The 17,715-nt window shown below is 57.2% G+C and carries 16 protein-coding genes; 7 read left to right on the top strand and 9 right to left on the bottom strand.

Annotated features, from left to right (window positions below):
* Window positions 1-18: 18 nt before the first annotated feature.
* The gene (locus tag AM218_RS06030) at window positions 19-2,130 is read right to left on the bottom strand and encodes an alpha-ketoacid dehydrogenase subunit alpha/beta (protein ID WP_054412791.1); all 2,112 of its coding nucleotides are present in this window, start codon (window positions 2,128-2,130) and stop codon (window positions 19-21) included.
* A gap of 187 nt (window positions 2,131-2,317) precedes the next feature.
* The gene (locus tag AM218_RS06025) at window positions 2,318-2,935 is read right to left on the bottom strand and encodes a hypothetical protein (RefSeq protein WP_054412789.1); all 618 of its coding nucleotides are present in this window, start codon (window positions 2,933-2,935) and stop codon (window positions 2,318-2,320) included.
* A gap of 94 nt (window positions 2,936-3,029) precedes the next feature.
* On the opposite strand from AM218_RS06025, the gene AM218_RS06020 reads away from it, so the two are divergent.
* The 3 genes from AM218_RS06020 (at window position 3,030) to AM218_RS06010 (ending at window position 5,341) form a co-directional block, all read left to right on the top strand.
* Window positions 3,030-3,557 (top strand): GNAT family N-acetyltransferase, encoded by a 528-nt coding sequence (locus tag AM218_RS06020; RefSeq protein ID WP_054412787.1) that lies wholly within the window; start codon window positions 3,030-3,032, stop codon window positions 3,555-3,557.
* A gap of 231 nt (window positions 3,558-3,788) precedes the next feature.
* Entirely contained in the window at window positions 3,789-4,751 is a 963-nt protein-coding gene (hemF, locus tag AM218_RS06015) for an oxygen-dependent coproporphyrinogen oxidase (protein ID WP_054412785.1), read from the top strand.
* Complete coding sequence (locus AM218_RS06010) at window positions 4,748-5,341, top strand: phosphatase PAP2 family protein (RefSeq protein ID WP_054412783.1); 594 nt, start codon at window positions 4,748-4,750, stop codon at window positions 5,339-5,341. The genes hemF and AM218_RS06010 overlap by 4 nt, the downstream gene beginning before the upstream one ends.
* Before the next feature lie 107 nt (window positions 5,342-5,448).
* Here AM218_RS06010 and AM218_RS06005 read toward each other — a convergent pair whose 3' ends face one another.
* A complete protein-coding gene (locus AM218_RS06005) occupies window positions 5,449-6,039 on the bottom strand; it encodes a riboflavin synthase (protein ID WP_054415343.1) in 591 nt (196 codons plus the stop codon).
* A 90-nt stretch (window positions 6,040-6,129) separates the two neighbouring features.
* Window positions 6,130-7,518, bottom strand: coding sequence for a sugar transferase (locus AM218_RS06000; protein WP_054412781.1), 1,389 nt, complete (start codon window positions 7,516-7,518; stop codon window positions 6,130-6,132).
* Window positions 7,519-7,706: 188 nt separating this feature from the next.
* Here AM218_RS06000 and AM218_RS05995 point away from each other — a divergent pair, with 188 nt between their 5' ends.
* From AM218_RS05995 to AM218_RS05985, 3 genes are all read left to right on the top strand, one after another.
* Entirely contained in the window at window positions 7,707-8,360 is a 654-nt protein-coding gene (locus tag AM218_RS05995; protein ID WP_054412779.1) for a protein-L-isoaspartate(D-aspartate) O-methyltransferase, read from the top strand.
* Between the two features lie 129 nt (window positions 8,361-8,489).
* Window positions 8,490-9,011, top strand: a complete 522-nt coding sequence (locus tag AM218_RS05990) for an acyl-CoA thioesterase (RefSeq protein ID WP_054412777.1) — start codon at window positions 8,490-8,492, stop codon at window positions 9,009-9,011.
* A 25-nt stretch (window positions 9,012-9,036) separates the two neighbouring features.
* Window positions 9,037-9,783 carry a hypothetical protein gene (locus AM218_RS05985; protein ID WP_054412775.1) on the top strand — a complete coding sequence of 249 codons (747 nt, stop codon included), beginning with the start codon at window positions 9,037-9,039 and terminating at the stop codon, window positions 9,781-9,783.
* A gap of 71 nt (window positions 9,784-9,854) precedes the next feature.
* Here AM218_RS05985 and AM218_RS05980 read toward each other — a convergent pair whose 3' ends face one another.
* From AM218_RS05980 to AM218_RS05965, 4 genes are all read right to left on the bottom strand, one after another.
* Window positions 9,855-11,429: a hypothetical protein gene (locus tag AM218_RS05980; RefSeq protein ID WP_157547543.1), complete on the bottom strand. Its 1,575-nt coding sequence runs from the start codon at window positions 11,427-11,429 to the stop codon at window positions 9,855-9,857.
* Between the two features lie 154 nt (window positions 11,430-11,583).
* Complete coding sequence (locus tag AM218_RS05975) at window positions 11,584-12,687, bottom strand: TlpA disulfide reductase family protein (RefSeq protein ID WP_071843860.1); 1,104 nt, start codon at window positions 12,685-12,687, stop codon at window positions 11,584-11,586.
* Window positions 12,688-12,998: 311 nt separating this feature from the next.
* A complete protein-coding gene (gene gatB, locus AM218_RS05970; protein ID WP_054415341.1) occupies window positions 12,999-14,456 on the bottom strand; it encodes an Asp-tRNA(Asn)/Glu-tRNA(Gln) amidotransferase subunit GatB in 1,458 nt (485 codons plus the stop codon).
* 148 nt (window positions 14,457-14,604) lie between these two features.
* Window positions 14,605-15,573, bottom strand: a complete 969-nt coding sequence (locus AM218_RS05965) for an LIC11966 family surface protein (RefSeq protein WP_054412769.1) — start codon at window positions 15,571-15,573, stop codon at window positions 14,605-14,607.
* Window positions 15,574-16,010: 437 nt separating this feature from the next.
* Between AM218_RS05965 and AM218_RS05960 the strand changes: the two genes are divergently transcribed.
* Complete coding sequence (locus tag AM218_RS05960; protein ID WP_054412767.1) at window positions 16,011-16,784, top strand: PPK2 family polyphosphate kinase; 774 nt, start codon at window positions 16,011-16,013, stop codon at window positions 16,782-16,784.
* A 142-nt stretch (window positions 16,785-16,926) separates the two neighbouring features.
* Here AM218_RS05960 and AM218_RS05955 read toward each other — a convergent pair whose 3' ends face one another.
* Window positions 16,927-17,679, bottom strand: coding sequence for an energy transducer TonB (locus AM218_RS05955; RefSeq protein WP_157547542.1), 753 nt, complete (start codon window positions 17,677-17,679; stop codon window positions 16,927-16,929).
* Window positions 17,680-17,715 lie beyond the last annotated feature (36 nt).

Genomic DNA, 17,715 nt, shown 5'->3' with positions numbered 1-17,715 from the left:
CTACTGTTCGTGCTATTGTTAATACTCCAGCAGCTCAGTTAAAGTCGCGGCTACTTTATCGGGGTTGGGTAACATTTGCCGTTCCAGGTCTACGTTGAGGGCAATAGCCGGCAGGTTGGCGGCACCCAGCGTGAACACCGGGGCATCTAGGCGCTGGAAGCAGTGGCGCTGAATGCGGCCGGCCAGGCTTTCGGCGAAGGAGTTCAGCAGGGGTTCTTCCGTCAGCACCAGCACCTTGCCATGGCGCAGCACAGCGGCCTGCACCGCCTCAAAATCCAGGGGATTCAGCGTGCGCAGATCCAGAATTTCTACCTGACCCGGGAATTGCCTGCTGGCGGTTTTGGCCCAGTATACGCCCATGCCGTAGGTTACTACCACGCAGGTTTCGCCGTTGCGGAGCTTGTCGGCGGCAGCTTCCTGGGCTATGGCTGCTTTGCCCAGCGGAATAACGTAGCCGGTGGCGGGCTCGGTGGTTTTGGCATCTTCGGTGCCGGGCACTTTGCTCCAGTACAGGCCTTTGTGCTCCAGCATTACCACCGGGTTGGGGTCCAGGAAGGCGGCGCGCATCAGCCCTTTCATATCGGCGGCATTGCTGGGGTACACCACTTTAATGCCCCGGATAGTCAGCAGGGTGCTTTCAATAGAGCCCGAATGGTATGGCCCGCCCCCGCCGTAGGCCCCAATAGGCACCCGGATGAGCGACTGAACCGGGAACTTGCCATTGGAGAGGTAGCAGGACTTCGACAGCTCTTCCACCAGCTGATTGAGGGCGGGCCAGATGTAGTCAGCAAACTGCACTTCCACAATGGGCTTGGCGCCTACGGCACTCATGCCGGCCGTGCTGCCCACAATGTAGGCTTCCTGAATGGGTGTGTTGAATACGCGGGCATCTCCGTACTTTTTAGCCAAGAGCGCGGCTTCACGGAACACGCCACCTAGCTCGCCGCCCACGTCCTGCCCATAAAACAGGGCTTCGGGAAATTCGCGCAGAATATCATCCACGGCGTGCAGCGCGGCATCTACCATCAGGGCTTTGTCGGCGCCGGCGGGGTTTCGCTCGCCGGCTTCTTCCGTTACGACCGGCGGGGCAAACTCATGGTCCTGGAAAGTAGCCGGATCGGGCGCGGGAGCGGCCAGGGCGCGCTGATAGTCGGCTGCTACGGTAGCGCGGGCTTCATCGGCCAGCTGCTGCAGCTCTTCTTCGGCGAAGCCCAGCTCCAATAATTGCTGATGAAAGCGGGGCAGCGGGTCGTTGAGGGTATGCGCGGCCAGATCGTCGCCGCGGTACCACTCCCGGCGCACGCCGCTGGTGTGGTGACCCAGCAACGGGCACCTGGCGTGTACCAGCACCGGGCCCTGGCGCTGGCGGGCGTAGTCGAAGGCTTCGGCCATGCCGGCATAGCTGGCCAAGAAATCGGCCCCATCAAACTGCAGGCGGTGCAGCCCCTTAAAGCCGGCCGCAAACTCGTAGGCATCCATGGCGCGCATCTCGCGGCTGGTGGCGGAAATACCCCAATCATTGTCCTGCACCAGGTAAATAATGGGCAGCTGATGTAGTACGGCCATTTGCAGGGCTTCCGAAACTTCTCCCTCTGTCATGGCCCCGTCGCCGATGGAGCAAAGCGAAATGGGAAACTGCGAAGCGTCTAACTCATCCGTCAGCAGCCCCTGGCTTTCCAGGTACTTAATGCCGTGGGCCGTGCCCGTGGCCGGAATGGCCTGCATGCCGGTGGCCGAGCTTTGATGTGGGATGACCGGGAAGCCGGCGCGGCGCAGGGAAGGATGGCAGTAGTAGGTGCGCCCCCCGGAAAAGGGGTCGTCGCGCTTGGCCATGAGCTGCAGCATAAGCTCATAGGGCTGCAGGCCCATGCCCAGAAGCATGGCGTCGTCGCGGTAATAAGGCGCGGCGTAGTCCTGGGCCGTAAGGTGGAAGGCCGCGGCCAGCTGAATGGCCTCGTGGCCGCGGGCCGTGGCATGCACGTATTTAGCCGTTATGGCTTTGTTTTCTTCGTAGAGGCGGGCCATTTCATCGGCCGTGCGCATGAGGCGGTAGGCTCGCGTGAGGGTGGCACGGTCGGGGTGGGTAGTGGCAACTTCGGCGTTCAGCGCAGCAACAGTATCAGAGGTCATGTGCAGTTGGTAGGTGCGGGGCGAAGTTACACAATGAAGGTGATGAGGTTAGTAAGGAGCCCGCTTCATTAGGCTAACCCGCAGAAACTCGTGTCTCAAGGTCTCTCTCTAGAAGGAACAACAAAAAGCCCGCCTGACCGGACGGGCCAAGCGGGCTTTTTGTTGCTAACTCTGCCGGAAAGGCTTGTTAGAGCCGGCGCGCCAGGGTCAGATTGTAGGTAGAGGCGCGGCGGTTGCCCTCCGCTCCGTTTTGGAGGGTAGCTTTCGTGCCTACCCGCCAGCGCTTGGTTTCGCCAAGGGCCACATCCAGGTTCAGGGAAAGCAGGTAGCCACCATGAAACCCCTGCCGCCGCTCTAACTGGTACTCCGTGAATTTGCCGTCCACGGCCGTATAGTGGTCGAAGCCGTTAAGCCGATAGAAACCGGCAAAGCCGCCGGCCCCGAGGCCCAGGTTCAGCCGCTGATTGTTCTCAAACGGGTAAAACACTACTTCCTGCTCCAGATAGCCGCCCTTGTAGTTCTGGTTGGGCAGCTGGGTTTCCATGCCGCTGGTGGGTTTGCCTACCAGGCCCACCACCCGGCTGGCCAGCCCTATTCTCCGGCTCAGCATGGGCGCATACTCCACGCTCACCCGGGCGCTGCGGTAGTACCCCTCAATATCGTAGGCCGTGCCTAACCCCAGCCGGAGGAAGGCTGGCTTTCCGGTGGAGGGAGCTTCACTGGCAGGAGCTGTTTGGGCCTGCGCTGCGCCGCAAAACGCCAGGCTGCCGGCCAGCAGCCAGCTAAAACATAAGATCTTTTTCATAAATCAAAAGCTATAAGATTGTTAACGGGAGAGCCCCCACAAAGGCGAGGCGTTGCAGAAAGCCGCAAATTCTTTCAGGCCTTACCTTTGTCGCATGCTAACCACCCTGCACGTTTCTCCTGCTACCGAAACCGATATTATAGAATTGGTAACGCTGGTCAACAGCGCATACCGCGGCGAGGCTTCCCAACAGGGCTGGACCACCGAGGCGCACCTGCTGGGCGGGCAGCGCACCGATGACGACAATCTGCGTGAGATGCTGGCCCCGGAAAACGCCACCATTCTGCTGGCACGCACCCCTGCTGGCACCATAGTGGGCTGCGTGTACCTGCAGCACCTGCCCGATGCCCTTTACCTGGGCATGCTCTCCGTAGCCCCCGATAAGCAGGCGTTGGGTATTGGCAAACAGCTGCTGCAGGCCGGCGAAAATCAGGCCCGGCAGTTGGGTCTTCCCGTGGTGCGCATGACGGTTATTTCCGTGCGACACGAGCTGCTGGCCTGGTATGAGCGGCACGGCTACCAGCGCACCGGCGAAACCGTGGCTTTCCCCACCGACCCACGCTTTGGCCTGCCCCGCCAACCCCTGGACTTGCTGGTGATGGAAAAGGCGGTTGGTTTATAGTTGTCTCAACGAAAAGTAGCGCGAAGCGCCGGCTTCGCGCACGAGTGCAGCGAGTTCTAACGTATGCTGACGCCTGCTACTCGCGCTGCTCGTACGCGGAGCCGGCGCTTCGCGCTACAGACCAAACTGCCTATCTTTGCAGAATAAAAAACAGCGGCGGCCCTGACTTTTATCAGGTTTCGGGTTCTTTTTACCCCCGAGGTTTGCCCCAAACTTAAGCCCCGCTGTTTTATGGATACTATGCTCGCTTCCGCTCCTACATTCCCCGTTCCCACCCCCGCTCCTGCCTTCCGCGACACGGTGGCTGACTGGATGCGCCAGTTTCAGGACTGGCTGTGTCAGCAGCTGGAAGAAGCCGACGGGCTGGCCCGCTTTCAGGAAGATGCCTGGCAGCACCACGGTGGCGGCGGCGGCCGTTCCCGCGTTATCACCAACGGGAATATTCTGGAAAAAGGCGGCGTGAATTTTTCGGCTGTTTCGGGTACCATGAGTGAGCAGGCGGCCCGCGTGCTACTCATGCCCAACCCCGAGTATTTTGCCACCGGCGTATCAGTAGTTCAACACCCGGGCAGCCCCATGGTGCCCATTTCGCACATGAACGTGCGCTACTTTGAGGCCGGCAACGGGGAAGCGTGGTTTGGCGGCGGCTTAGACCTCACGCCTATTTATGTGGATGTAGAGCAGGCCCGCTGGTTTCATGAGCAGATTGCCGAGGTATGCCAGCGCCACGACACCACTTACTACACCCGCTTTAAGGAGTGGGCCGACGAGTACTTCTTTATCACGCACCGCCAGGAAACCCGCGGCATCGGCGGCATTTTCTTCGACCGCCTCACCGTGGGCAAACACGGCGACCGGGAGGCCCTGTTTGCCTTTGTGCGCGAAGTAGGCGAAGTATACGGCCGCACCTACACCGAGTTGATGCGCCGCAACGCCGCGCTGTCTTTCACGGATCAGCAGAAAAAATGGCAGCTGGTACGCCGCGGCCGCTACGCCGAGTTCAACCTGGCCATTGACCGGGGCACCAAATTCGGCCTGGAAACCGGCGGCCGCACCGAAAGCATTCTGATGAGCCTGCCGCCCCAGTGCGAGTGGCACTATAACCTGCAACCCGAGCCCGGCTCGCCCGAAGCTGCCACCCAAACCTGGCTGCGCAAAGGCGTAGACTGGCTTGCCACCCACCCTTCCGTTTGATTGAACTGCTGCAAGGCTTAGACCGCTGGCTGCTGGTAGCCGCCAATTCGCGCCACTGGCATTGGCTCGATTCCCTGATGGTGTTCCTGTCGGAGCGCTTTGTGTGGTTTCCGGCCTATTTTGTAATGGTAGTGGTGCTGGGCTACTACCTGCAGCGCCGTGCTTTAATAGCCCTGCCCCTGCTGGGCATTGTCATAGCCCTGGCCGACAGCATTTCCAGCCGCCTGTTTAAACCGTATTTCGCCCGCCTGCGCCCCTGCCACGACCCGGAGCTTTCCGCCACGCTCAATCTGGTGCATGGGTGCGGCGGACAGTTCGGCTTTCTGTCCTCGCACGCGGCCAACTCCTTTGCCTTGGCGGTCTTTCTTTGCATTATCCTGCCCCGGCGCTTCCGCATCGCCAAGATTATCCTGTTCGTGTGGGCTGTTCTGATCAGTTATAGCCGCATTTACCTGGGGGCACATTATCCCAGCGACGTAGCCGCAGGAGCTACTTTAGGCAGCTTACTGGCCTGGCTGGCCGCCATGGCTTATGAAAGGCTGGCGGTGCGCGTGCCAGTTAAAGTGTCTAAAATTCACTCCAATGCCTGAAGCCGCCGCTTCAGAAATGTATACCAACACAAAGCCCCGCCTGTAGCAGATGGGGCTTTGTGTTGGTAGAGAGCCTACTATGCAGCTAAGCGCCACTATAATGAGCGCTACTTCCCCAACAGCTTCGCCACGTACTTGCCCACGATATCAAATTCCAGGTTCACCTTGTCGCCGGGCTGCAGGTCCTGGAAGGTGGTGTGCTCGTAGGTGTAGGGAATGATGGCCACGGCAAAGGTGTCGTCGGTGCTGTCGAAGCAGGTGAGGCTGGTGCCGTTGATGCAGATAGAGCCTTTTTCTACGGTTACGCGGCCGGGGCCGGGCTCGTGGCGGAAGCGAAAAACCCAGCTGCCGTTCTGGTCTTCCACGGCGGTGCAGGTGGCGGTGAGGTCCACGTGGCCCTGCACAATGTGGCCATCAAAGCGGCCGTTGGCGGCCAGGCAGCGCTCCAGGTTTACCCGGCGCCCGGGCTGCCACTGGCTCAGGTTGGTTTTCTGCAGGGTTTCGTCGATGGCCGTTACCACGTGCGTGCCGGCCATGCCATCTACGGCCACTACGGTCAGGCACACGCCGTCGTGGGCTACGCTTTGGTCAATCTTCAGCTCGGCGGCAAACGGCGAAGCCACGGTGAAATGCAGGTTGGTGCCTTCGCGCTTAATGTCCTGGATAGTACCCAGCCCTTCTATAATTCCGGTGAACATGAGGTTGTTCTTACTGATGAAGTATGCATGCTGCGCTATGAAATGGATTGGGGCCGAAACTGTTTGACCAATCCCTTCAAAAATCAATAACTACTGGCCGCGCCCCTCCAGAATAATCTTGAGGGTATACAGCATCACGCGGAAATCCATCGCCAGGCTCATGTTTTCGATGTACAGGATATCGAATTTGAGGCGCTGCACCATTTGCTCCACGGTTTCGGCGTAGCCGTATTTCACCTGGCCCAAGCTGGTAATGCCGGGGCGCACGCGGTGCAGGTGCCGATAGTGCGGGGCCACCAGCATAATCTGGTCGATGTAGTACTGGCGCTCCGGGCGCGGGCCTACCAGGCTCATGTCGCCCTTCACTACGTTCCAGAACTGCGGCAGCTCATCGAGGCGCACTTTGCGCATAAAGCGGCCCCAGGGCGTAATGCGCGGGTCGTTTTGCGAGGAAAGCGAAGGGCCCCGCTCCTCCGCATCCACGTACATGGAGCGGAACTTGTAGATCATGAATGGAATGCCCTGCCGGCCAATGCGCTCCTGACTATAGAAGATTGGTCCCGGCGAGGACAACCGCACCATAATGGCGGTGAAGGCATAAATGGGCCAGGCCAGAATCAGAAACAGCACCGAGCCCACTATATCCATACCCCGCTTGGCTACCTCCTGCCACACGGGCAGCAAGTCCTGCTTTATCTCGATGAGCGGGGTGCCAAATACGTGGTTTACCTTCACCGAGCCCAGCAGCATCTGGTAGAGGTCGGGCAGAATGCTGACGCGGGCGGGCGTGCCCTCCAGCAGGGTAAGAATATCCTGCACCAACCGATGCTCCCCGGGCTCCATGGCAATAACAATCTGCTCCACCTGCAGGCTCCGGATCAGCTCGGGCAACTCCTGATAGCTGCCATGCTGCGGCAGCACCTCCGCCAGCGCCGGGGCTACGGTATTGCCCACCGGCACGTACCCAATTACCCGGAGGCCCAGGTAGCGGGTGGTGCGGTTCAGCTCCTTGTGTACCTCGCAGGCCAGGCCGTTGGAGCCCACAATCAGGGTGTTAAAGGCAATGATTCCGCGGCGCACCAGATGCTGCACGCTGGTAACGGCCCAGGTGCGAAACACGGCCGTAATCAGAAAATGCAGCAGAAAATACGACGTGATGGTGCGATAATACAGCCGGTAGTTGCTGATGCCCTGGTCATCGAGCAGCAGCGCAAAGAAGATTACCAGCGCCCCCAGCACCGACATCTGCGCCAGGCGAATGATTTCGCCCAGCCGCGACTTGCGGAAAATGTCGCGGTACTCGCCAATGAGGGTGTAGAGAATCAGCCAGAAGCTGGCAATCATCAGGGCCGAGCCAATCACCGTGAACAACTCCCCACTGGTGAACCGGTACCCTTCCACTAACTCGCCGAGCAGGTATTTGCGCAGCAGGTAAAACGCCATCCATGCCAACAGTGCGCCGACGAAGTCGGCGGCCATAAGTTTGAGCTTCTGGAATGTACGGATCAAGCGAAGGAAATACGGGAGACGAAAAGAAGGAGCCCCGGAAAGCAAAACGCGGTATTCTGGCTGGCAAATGATAGTTTTGCTAACTCCAGTTCCGTTGCGAAGTGCCTGTGGGCCGCGCAAAGGTAGGCATTCTGGTGAACCCTAAACCTGCTGCGCGTATGCAAACCGACACTTACCGGCACCGTGGGCAGCGCCGAGCGTTGGTAGCCGAGCTGCGCCGCAAAGGCATTGAGGACGCGCGGGTGCTGGCGGCCATAGAGCAGGTGCCGCGCCATCTGTTTTTTGAGCCCGCCTTCCGGGAGCACGCCTACCAGGATAAGGCGTTTCCCATTGGCGAAGGCCAGACCATTTCCCAGCCCTACACTGTGGCCTATCAGTCGCAGCTGCTGCAGGTGCAGCCCACCGACCGGGTGCTGGAAATCGGGACAGGCTCAGGGTACCAGTGCTCTGTGCTGCTGGCCCTCCAGGCACAGGTATACAGCATTGAGTACAACCGGGTGTTGTTTGAGCGCACGCAGCGCCTGCTGGCCCGCATGCAGGCGCCCGCCCATCTGTTCTGTGGCGATGGTTCCCTGGGCCTGCCCGACTACGCCCCCTACGACAAGATTCTGGTGACGGCCGGCTCGCCTACCCTGCCCCGACCCCTGCTGCGCCAGCTACGCGTGGGTGGCGCGCTGGTGATTCCCGTGGGCGATGCCAACAGCCAGCGCATGGTGCGCGTAGTGAGGGAGTCTGAAGAATCCTTTGCCCGGGAAGACTTTGAGGTTTTCCGGTTTGTACCCCTGCTGGGCGAAGCCGGCTGGCAGAAGTGAAATAGTGAGTTTATGAATATGGTGAGTTTATTGGGCCGCTGGCGCAGTCAGAACGATAACTCACTATTTCACCAACTCACTATTTCACTCCTCGTATCTTTGCGACCCTAATCTGCATAATCCCTATACATGCTCTCGCGCAAACAGAAGCCCGTCAAAGAATCATTCGTGAACATGACCGAGCTGGTCCTGCCCAACGATACCAATACCCTCAACAACATGATGGGTGGCCGCATGATGCATTTGATGGACATTGCCGCTGCCATTGCCGCGCAAAAGCACTCCAACCGCATTGTGGTTACGGCCTCCGTCGACAACGTTTCCTTCCGCGACTCTATTCGGCTGGGCAACGTGGTAACGCTGCAGGCGCAGGTAACGCGCGCTTTCAGCTCCTCTATGGAAGTGCATATTGATGTGTGGGCCGAGGATATTCCCAGCGGCACCAAGGTAAAAAGCAACGAAGCCTTCTTCACCTTTGTGGCCGTAGACCAGTCGGGCCGCCCGATTGACGTGCCAGAGGCGGTGCCCGAAAGCGACGAGGAAATCAGGCTGTATGACGGGGCCCTGCGCCGCCGCCAACTGCGCCTGATTCTGGCCGGCCGCATGAAGCCCACCGACGCCACCGAGCTGAAAGCTCTTTTCGAACTATAGTCAGCGCCCCCGCCGGGCCTCAACCATGCAAGACGCTAACCTTGCTTTTTTTCAGGAGTTCTACGCCAACGTGACGTTATACACGGTGGGGGAAGAAGCAACCGCGCCCGCTGCTAAACCGGCATTGGCGGCAGCCCCGACTATTGCCCCTATCCCAGTGCTCCAGCCAGCAACTGCTGCGGCTCCGGTGGTGGCGGCGTCCGTTACGCCCTCTACTCCTATGCCGGCACCCGCCAGTGTGAGCCGGCTGCCTTCCCTGGGTCAGCTGAAGCCCCAGCCGGCACCTCCGGTTGCACCCGTTGCAACGCCGGTTGCGGCCCCAGCGCCAGTAGCTGCTGCCCCGGCACCCCCGGTTCGCACTGCACCGCCGCTCACCGAAACGCCCTTCACCACCCTGGGCAGCAACCCCAACGGCCTGCTTATCCTGGTGCGCATGGACCCCGTGTTGTTCCAGCGCCTTCCCCGCAACTTCTTCCTGAATAACCTGCTGAAAGCTATTCGGCTGGTGATGGAAGATGTGGTTTTGATTAATGTGGAGTCGCACCTGCCGGTGGCACTGAGCACGCTGCGGCAAAAGCTGGCCGGCAAGCAAATCATTGGCTTCGGCAAAAACCTGCTGGATGTAGCCGTGCATAAAACCCAGCTGTATGAGCCGGTTCTGCTGGTAGGCGATGCCGCCTATCTGCCAGCCGCCGAAATCGAATTGATTGAGGAAGATAACAGCCGCAAAAAGCTACTCTGGCAGGCCATGCAGCGCATGTTTCTGAATTGAACAGGGATATCCTCCAATCAAAAGAGCCAGCCATCTAAATCAGATGGCTGGCTCTTTTGATTGTGTAGCAATTACTTAAACCGGGCAAGCTCCCGTAGCTGCTGGTTGGTAGGATCAAACGTCAGGCCTTTGCGGGCATACGCTCCGGTGCTGGCCGTGTCCCGATCTTTCAAAGAGGCAATGCTGGCCGACAGATAAACGGAGGCTACCGTTTGCGCTTCTATTTCGGCGCCTTTCCGGGTGCGGGCCTGCTCAAACAGGGCCAGGTGCCGCTTTCCTTCCGGGCGCTTGCCCTGCACAAAATAATCATAGGTGGCGCGGGCATAGGTTTGCAGATAGGCTTTCTGAAGCAATGGGTTGCCTTTCTGCTTAGGATGCTCATAGGCATACAGCTCCAGGTGGCGCAGCATACGAATACCGCCATTGGTGCGGCTGTTCTCCTCATGCACCACCGCCATGGTTAATCCCTGCAGCTCGGGGCTGGTGGAGTTATATTCATACGCCTGCATCAGCAGCGGAAAAGCTCCCAGATTATTCTGCTTCAGCATCTGCATGCGGCCCTGCTGCATGTAGTAGACGTAGGAAATATTGGCGCGGGTAGCAGAATCTGCCACGCTGCCCTGGAAGGCCTGATAGGTAGCCCGGTAGGTAGCGGTATCCCCTTTATCCAGCAGGAATTTCTGGGTAAGCTGGCGGAAGTCACCTAAGCACTCATCATGGTACTTATCAGCCGACTGACGGGCGTAGAAATCTGTGAGAATCTCCACATCCTCCAGCTTGCTGTAGCTGATACCCTGCAGCCGCTGGCGCAGGCTTTGGGTAACCAGGTACTTGGTTTCATCGGCCGGAAAAAGCTTCTCGGCTTTCTGCAGGGCCCGGTAAGCCCGCTCTCCATCTTCTTCTACCAGGGCTGTTACTCCCTGGTTGTAATACTGCAGGGAAATCAGCTGCGGCAGCTGAATGGATTTATCGGCCTGAAATTTCTGCTTAAAGATTTCCTCCGTCCCCAGCTTCGTCACTTCGGCCTGGCTTACCAGCTTGTGCTCCGTGAGGAATTCTACATAAGCCTTTTTAAAGCGCGCATCGGGCAGGAAATAGCCGCCTTTGGGATCAGTGCCTTCTACCACTATGTTGCCCCCCTGCGGATCAGCCACCACATACACGTGCGTGGGCTTTAGTTTGATGGCATATGGAATCTGATAGTGCTCAAATATCAGCGCATACAGCGCGGAGGCGCTTACGCAATTGTACACCCCACCTTCTATGGTCTGGTCGAAGGTGGCTTTGTCTTCATACTTGGTTAAAAACTGTTGGTGCGCCAACTCGAAAATGGTGCGCACCTGTTTGGCCAGCGGCTTAGAGGCCGGCTTGGTAGCATCTATCTGCGCATAGAGGTTAGTGAGTACCTGCTGCGCTTTCTGCAGGTGCGGCTCGCCTACGCCCGGGCCCGCTGCCATAAGCTGCGCGAGGTATCCTTTTTCCGAGGCCGGGGCCTTGCTTGTCAGCGCTGCTTCTTCAAAGGGCGAGGCATAAACCAGGCGCCGGGCAGCTAAGGGAGAGGTTTTAGCCGGGGGCGCTGTTTGGGCCTGGCCGGCGCCGGCCTGTAACAGGAGGGCCGCCGCCATCCATAGTAATTGTGTTTTCACTAAAAAGCAGGAATAAGTAAGTGTAAGGGATAAGTCTACTTCAACTGAAAAGAAAAATGGTGAAAGATAATCTCCCCTATTGATATCTTAGCCATGAGGCATAAAAAAGGCCTGCTTCCCGGGAGAAGCAGGCCTTTTATCCAATAACCGCTGCTTATTTCAGCACCGAAGCCAGCTTGGCTTCCAGCGCGGGGCCGCGCAGGTTTTTGGCAATAATGCGCCCCTGCGGATCCAGCAGCAACGACATGGGAATGGAGGTAATGCCATAGGCTTTGCCGGCGGCGCTGTCCCAGGCTTTCAGGTCCGAAACGTGGGTCCAGGTCAGGTTATCGTCCTTGATGGCTTTCAGCCACTTCTCGCGGTTTTGGTCCAGCGACACGCTATAGATTTCAAAGCCTTTGCCTTTGAACTTCTGGTAAGCCTTCACCACGTTGGGATTTTCCTTGCGGCAGGGGCCGCACCAGGAAGCCCAGAAATCGAGGAGCACGTATTTGCCGCGCAGGCTGCTGAGGGCTACCGGCTTGCCATCCGGGGCGGTCAGGTTAATTTCCGGGGCTTCGGCGCCTACGGCCGTCACGCGCATGGGGTCCAGGCGCGCTACCAGCGCCTTGGTGTAGCGCGACTCTGGCATAGCTTTCTTGAAAAGCGTGGCCATGGAATCAGCAAAGGCAAACTCCTCGTCGGGGTTGATGAGGTTGTTGACCACGAAAGCCGAGGCTACCGACGTAGGCCGCTGCCGCACAAGCTTTTTGATGGCCGCCGAGTTGCGGGCCTGCGCCGCCATGTACTGGGCTTCAATGGCCTGCATAGAATCGGCACGGCCGGAGGAGGCGGCGGCGTTATAGCGCTGCTCCAGAGCCTGCGCCGAAGCCCGGCCCTTGCCCAGCACCGCACCCAGCTGGCGCAGCATCTCCGAGTCTTCGGAGCCCTTTACGGTATACCCTTCCGACAAGCGGGTAGCATCACCGCTCAGCTCCAGATTGGTGCTGTTATCCAGGGCCACCAGGGCCTGGTTCTGATCGTTCAGCTTTATCTGATACAAGCCAGCTTCCGGCACCGTGCCTTTAAAGGTGAAGTGGCCTTTGTCGTCTACCGAGGCGGTATCGCGCGAAACGAACTGGGCCTCTCCCAGCTCCGCCAGATACACTTTGGTACCCGCCGGCGCGTTGCTCAGCTGCCCACTGATCTGGTAGCCAGAGCCAGGGGTGGTAGCGGAAGTGGTGGTGGGCACGTTCGATTTATTACATGCATTGGCCATGCACAACACAGAGCCAATCAGAAGCAAACTTTTAGGGTTTTTCAGCATCAGTCGTCTTGGTAAGCTGCGGGCTTACCGGCCGTTTGGTCAAAGACCAGGTTTGGAGCTGCAAGTTGCCGGTTTTCGTCTTAATTCAGGATTATTCGGGAAGAATGCCATGGGACCAGCGCATTCCCGGCATATTCTCCTGGCAGCATAGCCCGGCAGCCAGCCCGGATAACAAGGTATAGAAGAGAAGCTTAAAAGCGAAAAACCACCAACAGCACGGGGCTATTGGTGGTTTTTCGGGTTACTGTAATTGGTCCTTAAAGCTAAGCATCCAGTTTCTGGCGCAGCAGCTGGTTGGCCATTTTGGGGTCGGCTTTGCCACCGGTCAGCTTCATCAGCTCACCCATAAACATGCCCGTCAGGCTCTTTTTGCCGGCGCGGTACTCGGCTACTTTAGCCGGGTTGGCATCCAGCACCTGCTGAATCATGGTTTCCAGCGCGCCGGCATCCGACTGCTGCAAGAGGCCCTGCGCCTCGGCCGCCTCAGCCGCCGACTGCGTAGGGTTCTCCAGCAGATAAGGATAAAGCTGCTTGGAAGCCACGGAGTGGCTGATCTTGTTTTCGTCGATGAGCTGAATGATGTCGGCCAGCTGGCGGGCGCTGAGCGGGAACTGGTCCAGCGTGAGGGCGCGCTCGTTCAGGAACGACTTCACCGGGCCCTGCACCCAATTGGCGGCGGCTTTGGCGTTGGGCGTGAGGCGCGTCAGCTCATCAAAGAACAAGGCCACGTCCTTCTCCACCGTCAGCACGGAGGCATCGTAGTCGGACAGGCCCAGCTCGCCGGTGAAGCGGGCGTAGAGCTGGTGCGGCAGCGCGGGCAGCTCCTGCTGCATGCGGTGCAGCCAGGCATCATCAATAATAACGGGCGGCAGATCGGGCTCCGGGAAGTACCGGTAGTCGTTCATGGTTTCCTTGCTGCGCTGCCCGCTGGTGGTGCCGGTAGTGGCGTCAAAGCCCCGGGTTTCGCTGTCAATCACGCCACCGGCTTCCAGAATGGCAATCTGCCTCTCTATTTCGTGCTCAATGGCGCGCTGCACGTTGCGGAAGGAGTTCATGTTTTTCACCTCCACCTTGGTGCCGAACTGCTCGGCGCCATGCAGCATCACGGAAATGTTGGCGTCGCAGCGCAGGGAGCCTTCCTCCATGTTGCCGTCGCAGACCTCCAGGTACTGCACCAGCTTCTTGATTTCGGTGAGGTAGGCGTAGGCCTCCTCCGAGTTGCGGATATCCGGCTCCGACACAATTTCGATGAGCGGCACGCCCGCGCGGTTCAGATCCACCAGAGTTTCGGTTTCGCCGGCCAGGTGCATGCTCTTGCCCGCGTCTTCCTCCATGTGAATGCGCGTAATCCCGATTTTCTTCTCCGTGCCATCGGCAAGGCGCACTACTACGTGGCCGGCGGTGCAAATGGGGGTTTTGTCCTGGGTAATCTGGTAGCCCTTGGGAAGGTCGGGGTAGAAATAGTTTTTGCGCGCAAACAGGTTGGTGCGCGTAATGTGGCAGCTGGTAGCCAGGCCCATTTTCATGGCATACTCCACGGCCGAGTAGTTTACGCGCGGCAGCGTGCCGGGGTGGCCCAGCGTAATAACCGAGAGGTTGTGGTTGGGCAGCGCGCCGTACTCATTCTCATCTGAGGAGTACATTTTGCTGCGCGTGAGCAGCTGTGCGTGTACTTCGAGGCCGATGACGGGCTGGTATTTGGCTTTTATTGCTTCGTCCATATCAATCAAAGTGAGCCGTTGCGGTGGTAAAGGCCGCAATGCGGCTGCAAGATAAAAACTATCCGGCGCCGCAGGGAGACAAAAAAACCGAGCCGGGTATCGTACCGGCTCGGTTTTCATCTAACTGCTGAAAGAAGCAGTTGGTTAGCTAATCGTTAAACACGGGCACGTAAGTAGCCATGAAAACACTGCCGGCGCGGTTATAGGCCTCTGTCACCTTTTGGTTCTGGGTGTTATAGAAGTTGATGTACTTATTGTACGCATCAACATCGGCCTGGCTGAGGTTGTCTTTGCGCTCCATCAGGTCTTTCATTTTCACATATTGATTGGCACACATGCTGTTATAATGCCTGGCCAGGTTGCGGGCCGCGTCGCGGTACTGTACATCCTTGCCCCGGAAAGCGGGCACGGCAGCCAGGCTGGCCAGCGCCAGTTTGGTATCCTCCAGCAATTTCACCCGGGCCACTTCAAATTCGCCAGCATTCTGCAGGCGCATGGCATCAGCAATCATGGCACAGCCTTTCTCCGTGCGGAACTGCGCCAGGAAAACCTGGTGCTGGTAGGCATTCACTTCTGATACCTGCCGCATGTACTGGGCCAGGCGTTTGCCTTCCGGATCTTCGCTGATGCTCATTTTATGGCGCTTGGCAAAGCGTGACTGGGCGGCATTCACACTGTCGTTTACCACCTGCAGCTTGGCTTCGGCCACTTCCTGGGCGTGCAGGTAGCGCTCCATATTTTCCACGCTGCCCGTGCGCGTGGAGGCCATCATGTCCACTGCTTTGTAGTCCTCAGAATACACTTTCAGCAGCTGGTAAAAGGCTTCGGTGGTTTGGTCTTTAAAGCCTTTATCATCCTCAAAAGCGGGCAGTTTGGCCAAACGGTTGAGCGACAACTCAGTCTGCTTTACCAGGTCCAGGCGCTTGGCATCAATCTTTTTCTCATTGTCGCTGTGGGCGGCCTTGCTGATGTAGCGCAGGTTCTTTTTGAGCATGGCCCGCTGCTCGCCAATAATAAAGTTGTTGTAGGCGCCCGGGTCGGTAAAAGTCTGGGCCGAGGCGGTGGTGGTAACACCAGCCAGCAGCGTGCCGGCTAGAACAAGGGTAGAAATACGCATTCGGGAATCAATATGAATGAAGAATAATGGAGAAGCTATGGAATAAAAAAACCGGGCGTTGCAAAGTAGCGGGGATGCCCCCAGTACCTTACAACGCTCGGTTTTGCAGTTATATAGACGTTCAAAAATACTGTCCTCCGGTAAAAATACAAGCTTAGCCCAACGACTATTCTATCCGCTCATCTGCCTTCTCCACTTCGGCTCCTAAACCCACCGCCACTACACGCTATTGCCTTAGCCAGCCCGGGCAATGGCCATGAGTGGCTGATTAAGTATGAAGCCCGCGCCTGAAGTCACAACCGGGCTGCAATATTCAGTTTCTTCCTGTCCTGATTCACTGATAAAGCAAAGTCAGATTTAGATCAGGCTTTGTTTCATGGCGAAATTAAGGTAGCATCATGAGTGATTGTGTGCTTAACCCTTGTTTTCCCTGCGCTATGAATACCGATACCACCGACTTCGAGCTAAGCAAGCTGCCTACCCATGCTCCCCATAACATGAAGAAGGCATCTACTGAAGTGAAGTTGCAACGCCTCATACAAGAGCTGATTGAGCTTCAGAACCGCCTTTACGCCGAAAACCGGCACAGCGTCCTGATCATATTGCAAGGAATGGATGCCAGTGGAAAAGACGGCCTCATCCGGCAGGTGTTCAGTGGAATAAACCCACAGGGCATACAGGTGCATTCCTTTAAAGAGCCTACCAATGAGGAGCTAGCGCACGATTTCCTGTGGCGGATACACCAAAAAACGCCTCGCCGGGGAATGATGCAGGTCTTTAACCGCTCCCATTATGAGGATGTATTGATTACCAGAGTCACCGGATTAATTGATGCGGAAGAAGCCCGGTGGCGTTTTGCGGCTATAAATGCATTTGAAAAGCTACTGCAGAACTCCGGCACTACGATACTCAAATTTTACCTTCATATATCACAGAAAGAGCAGCGCGAGCGGTTGATGGAGCGCGTCACAGACCCTAATAAGCGTTGGAAGTATGAAGCCGGCGACGAGGAAAAAGTAGCGCAGTGGCCCCAGTATGTAAAGATGTACGAGGACGTATTCAGGCACTGTAACCCCGAGAGCTGCCCCTGGCACATTGTGCCCGCCGACCAAAATTGGTACAAAGCCTACGAAGTGGCCCACATCCTGCGCAACGCGTTGGTGCGGATGAATCCCCAATACCCGCTGCACAAAGCCGACCGGCCAACATAGCCTTTGGGAGTCGCATCCGCAGGTAATTAGTTTCTGTATTCCATAGCAGGATGCTCACATTTAAGCGGGTAGTCGCGGCTACGAGTAAAAAACTCATAAGCGCGGCAACCTAACATTTATGCTCTAACACGCCAGCAGGAAGCTACTGAATGGCAAAAGTGATGGGAACAATAAAATATACCGGCACATTTTCACCGTCCTGCTGCCCTGGAATAAAAGCGGGTATAGCATTTATTACCCGAAGTGCTTCCGCATCCAGCTCCGGAGAAACCCCTTTCCTTACCTGAGCATTTCGGATTCTTCCTGTCTCGTCAATCACAAACGTGGTAAATACCTTTCCTTCCTGATGACTTTTTCGTGCCGCTTTTGGATAGCGAATAGAACTGCCAATAAAGTTTAGCAAGGCACGCTGGCAGCCGGGAAATTCTGGCATCTTCTCCGTGTACTTATATTCTTTACAGGGCATTGAAGAACCAGATTCCGAGAAGCATTCGGCACTTAATTCCACGCCCTGAGCATATTGAGCCTTTTTTTGGAGTTGGCCGGTTGTATGAAAGCGTAGGAATTCGCCGTGAGTTTTACGCCCTATTTCGTGACGTATAAAATGCCTTTTACCGTTAGCCCGCCACTGCGCTGTTTCAGTCAAGGTATCACCGTTGGGCTGCCACTGGGTTTTCTGCACTTTTAGCAGTTTTCGGGAGGCCACGAAGAACATACTGTCTAGGCGGGATCTTCCAGGCGCTTCCAGCCTTAGCACATGGTATACCGCATCTTGTTCATTAACAGAGGCAGAGTCAAGAAATACGTAGAATAAGGTTTGCTCTTTGGATATAACCTGGGCACTACCCAGATGCGCAAGCAAGCATAAGCCAATCATCAGAATCAGATTTTTCACTTTATCATTTACATAAAAATGGGCGCTATGTCATAC

This window comes from Hymenobacter sp. DG25A, assembly GCF_001280305.1.
Classification (GTDB): Bacteria; Bacteroidota; Bacteroidia; order Cytophagales; family Hymenobacteraceae; genus Hymenobacter.
The sequence above is the reverse complement of the archived record's forward strand: the minus strand, read 5'-3'. Positions and strand labels throughout refer to the sequence as shown.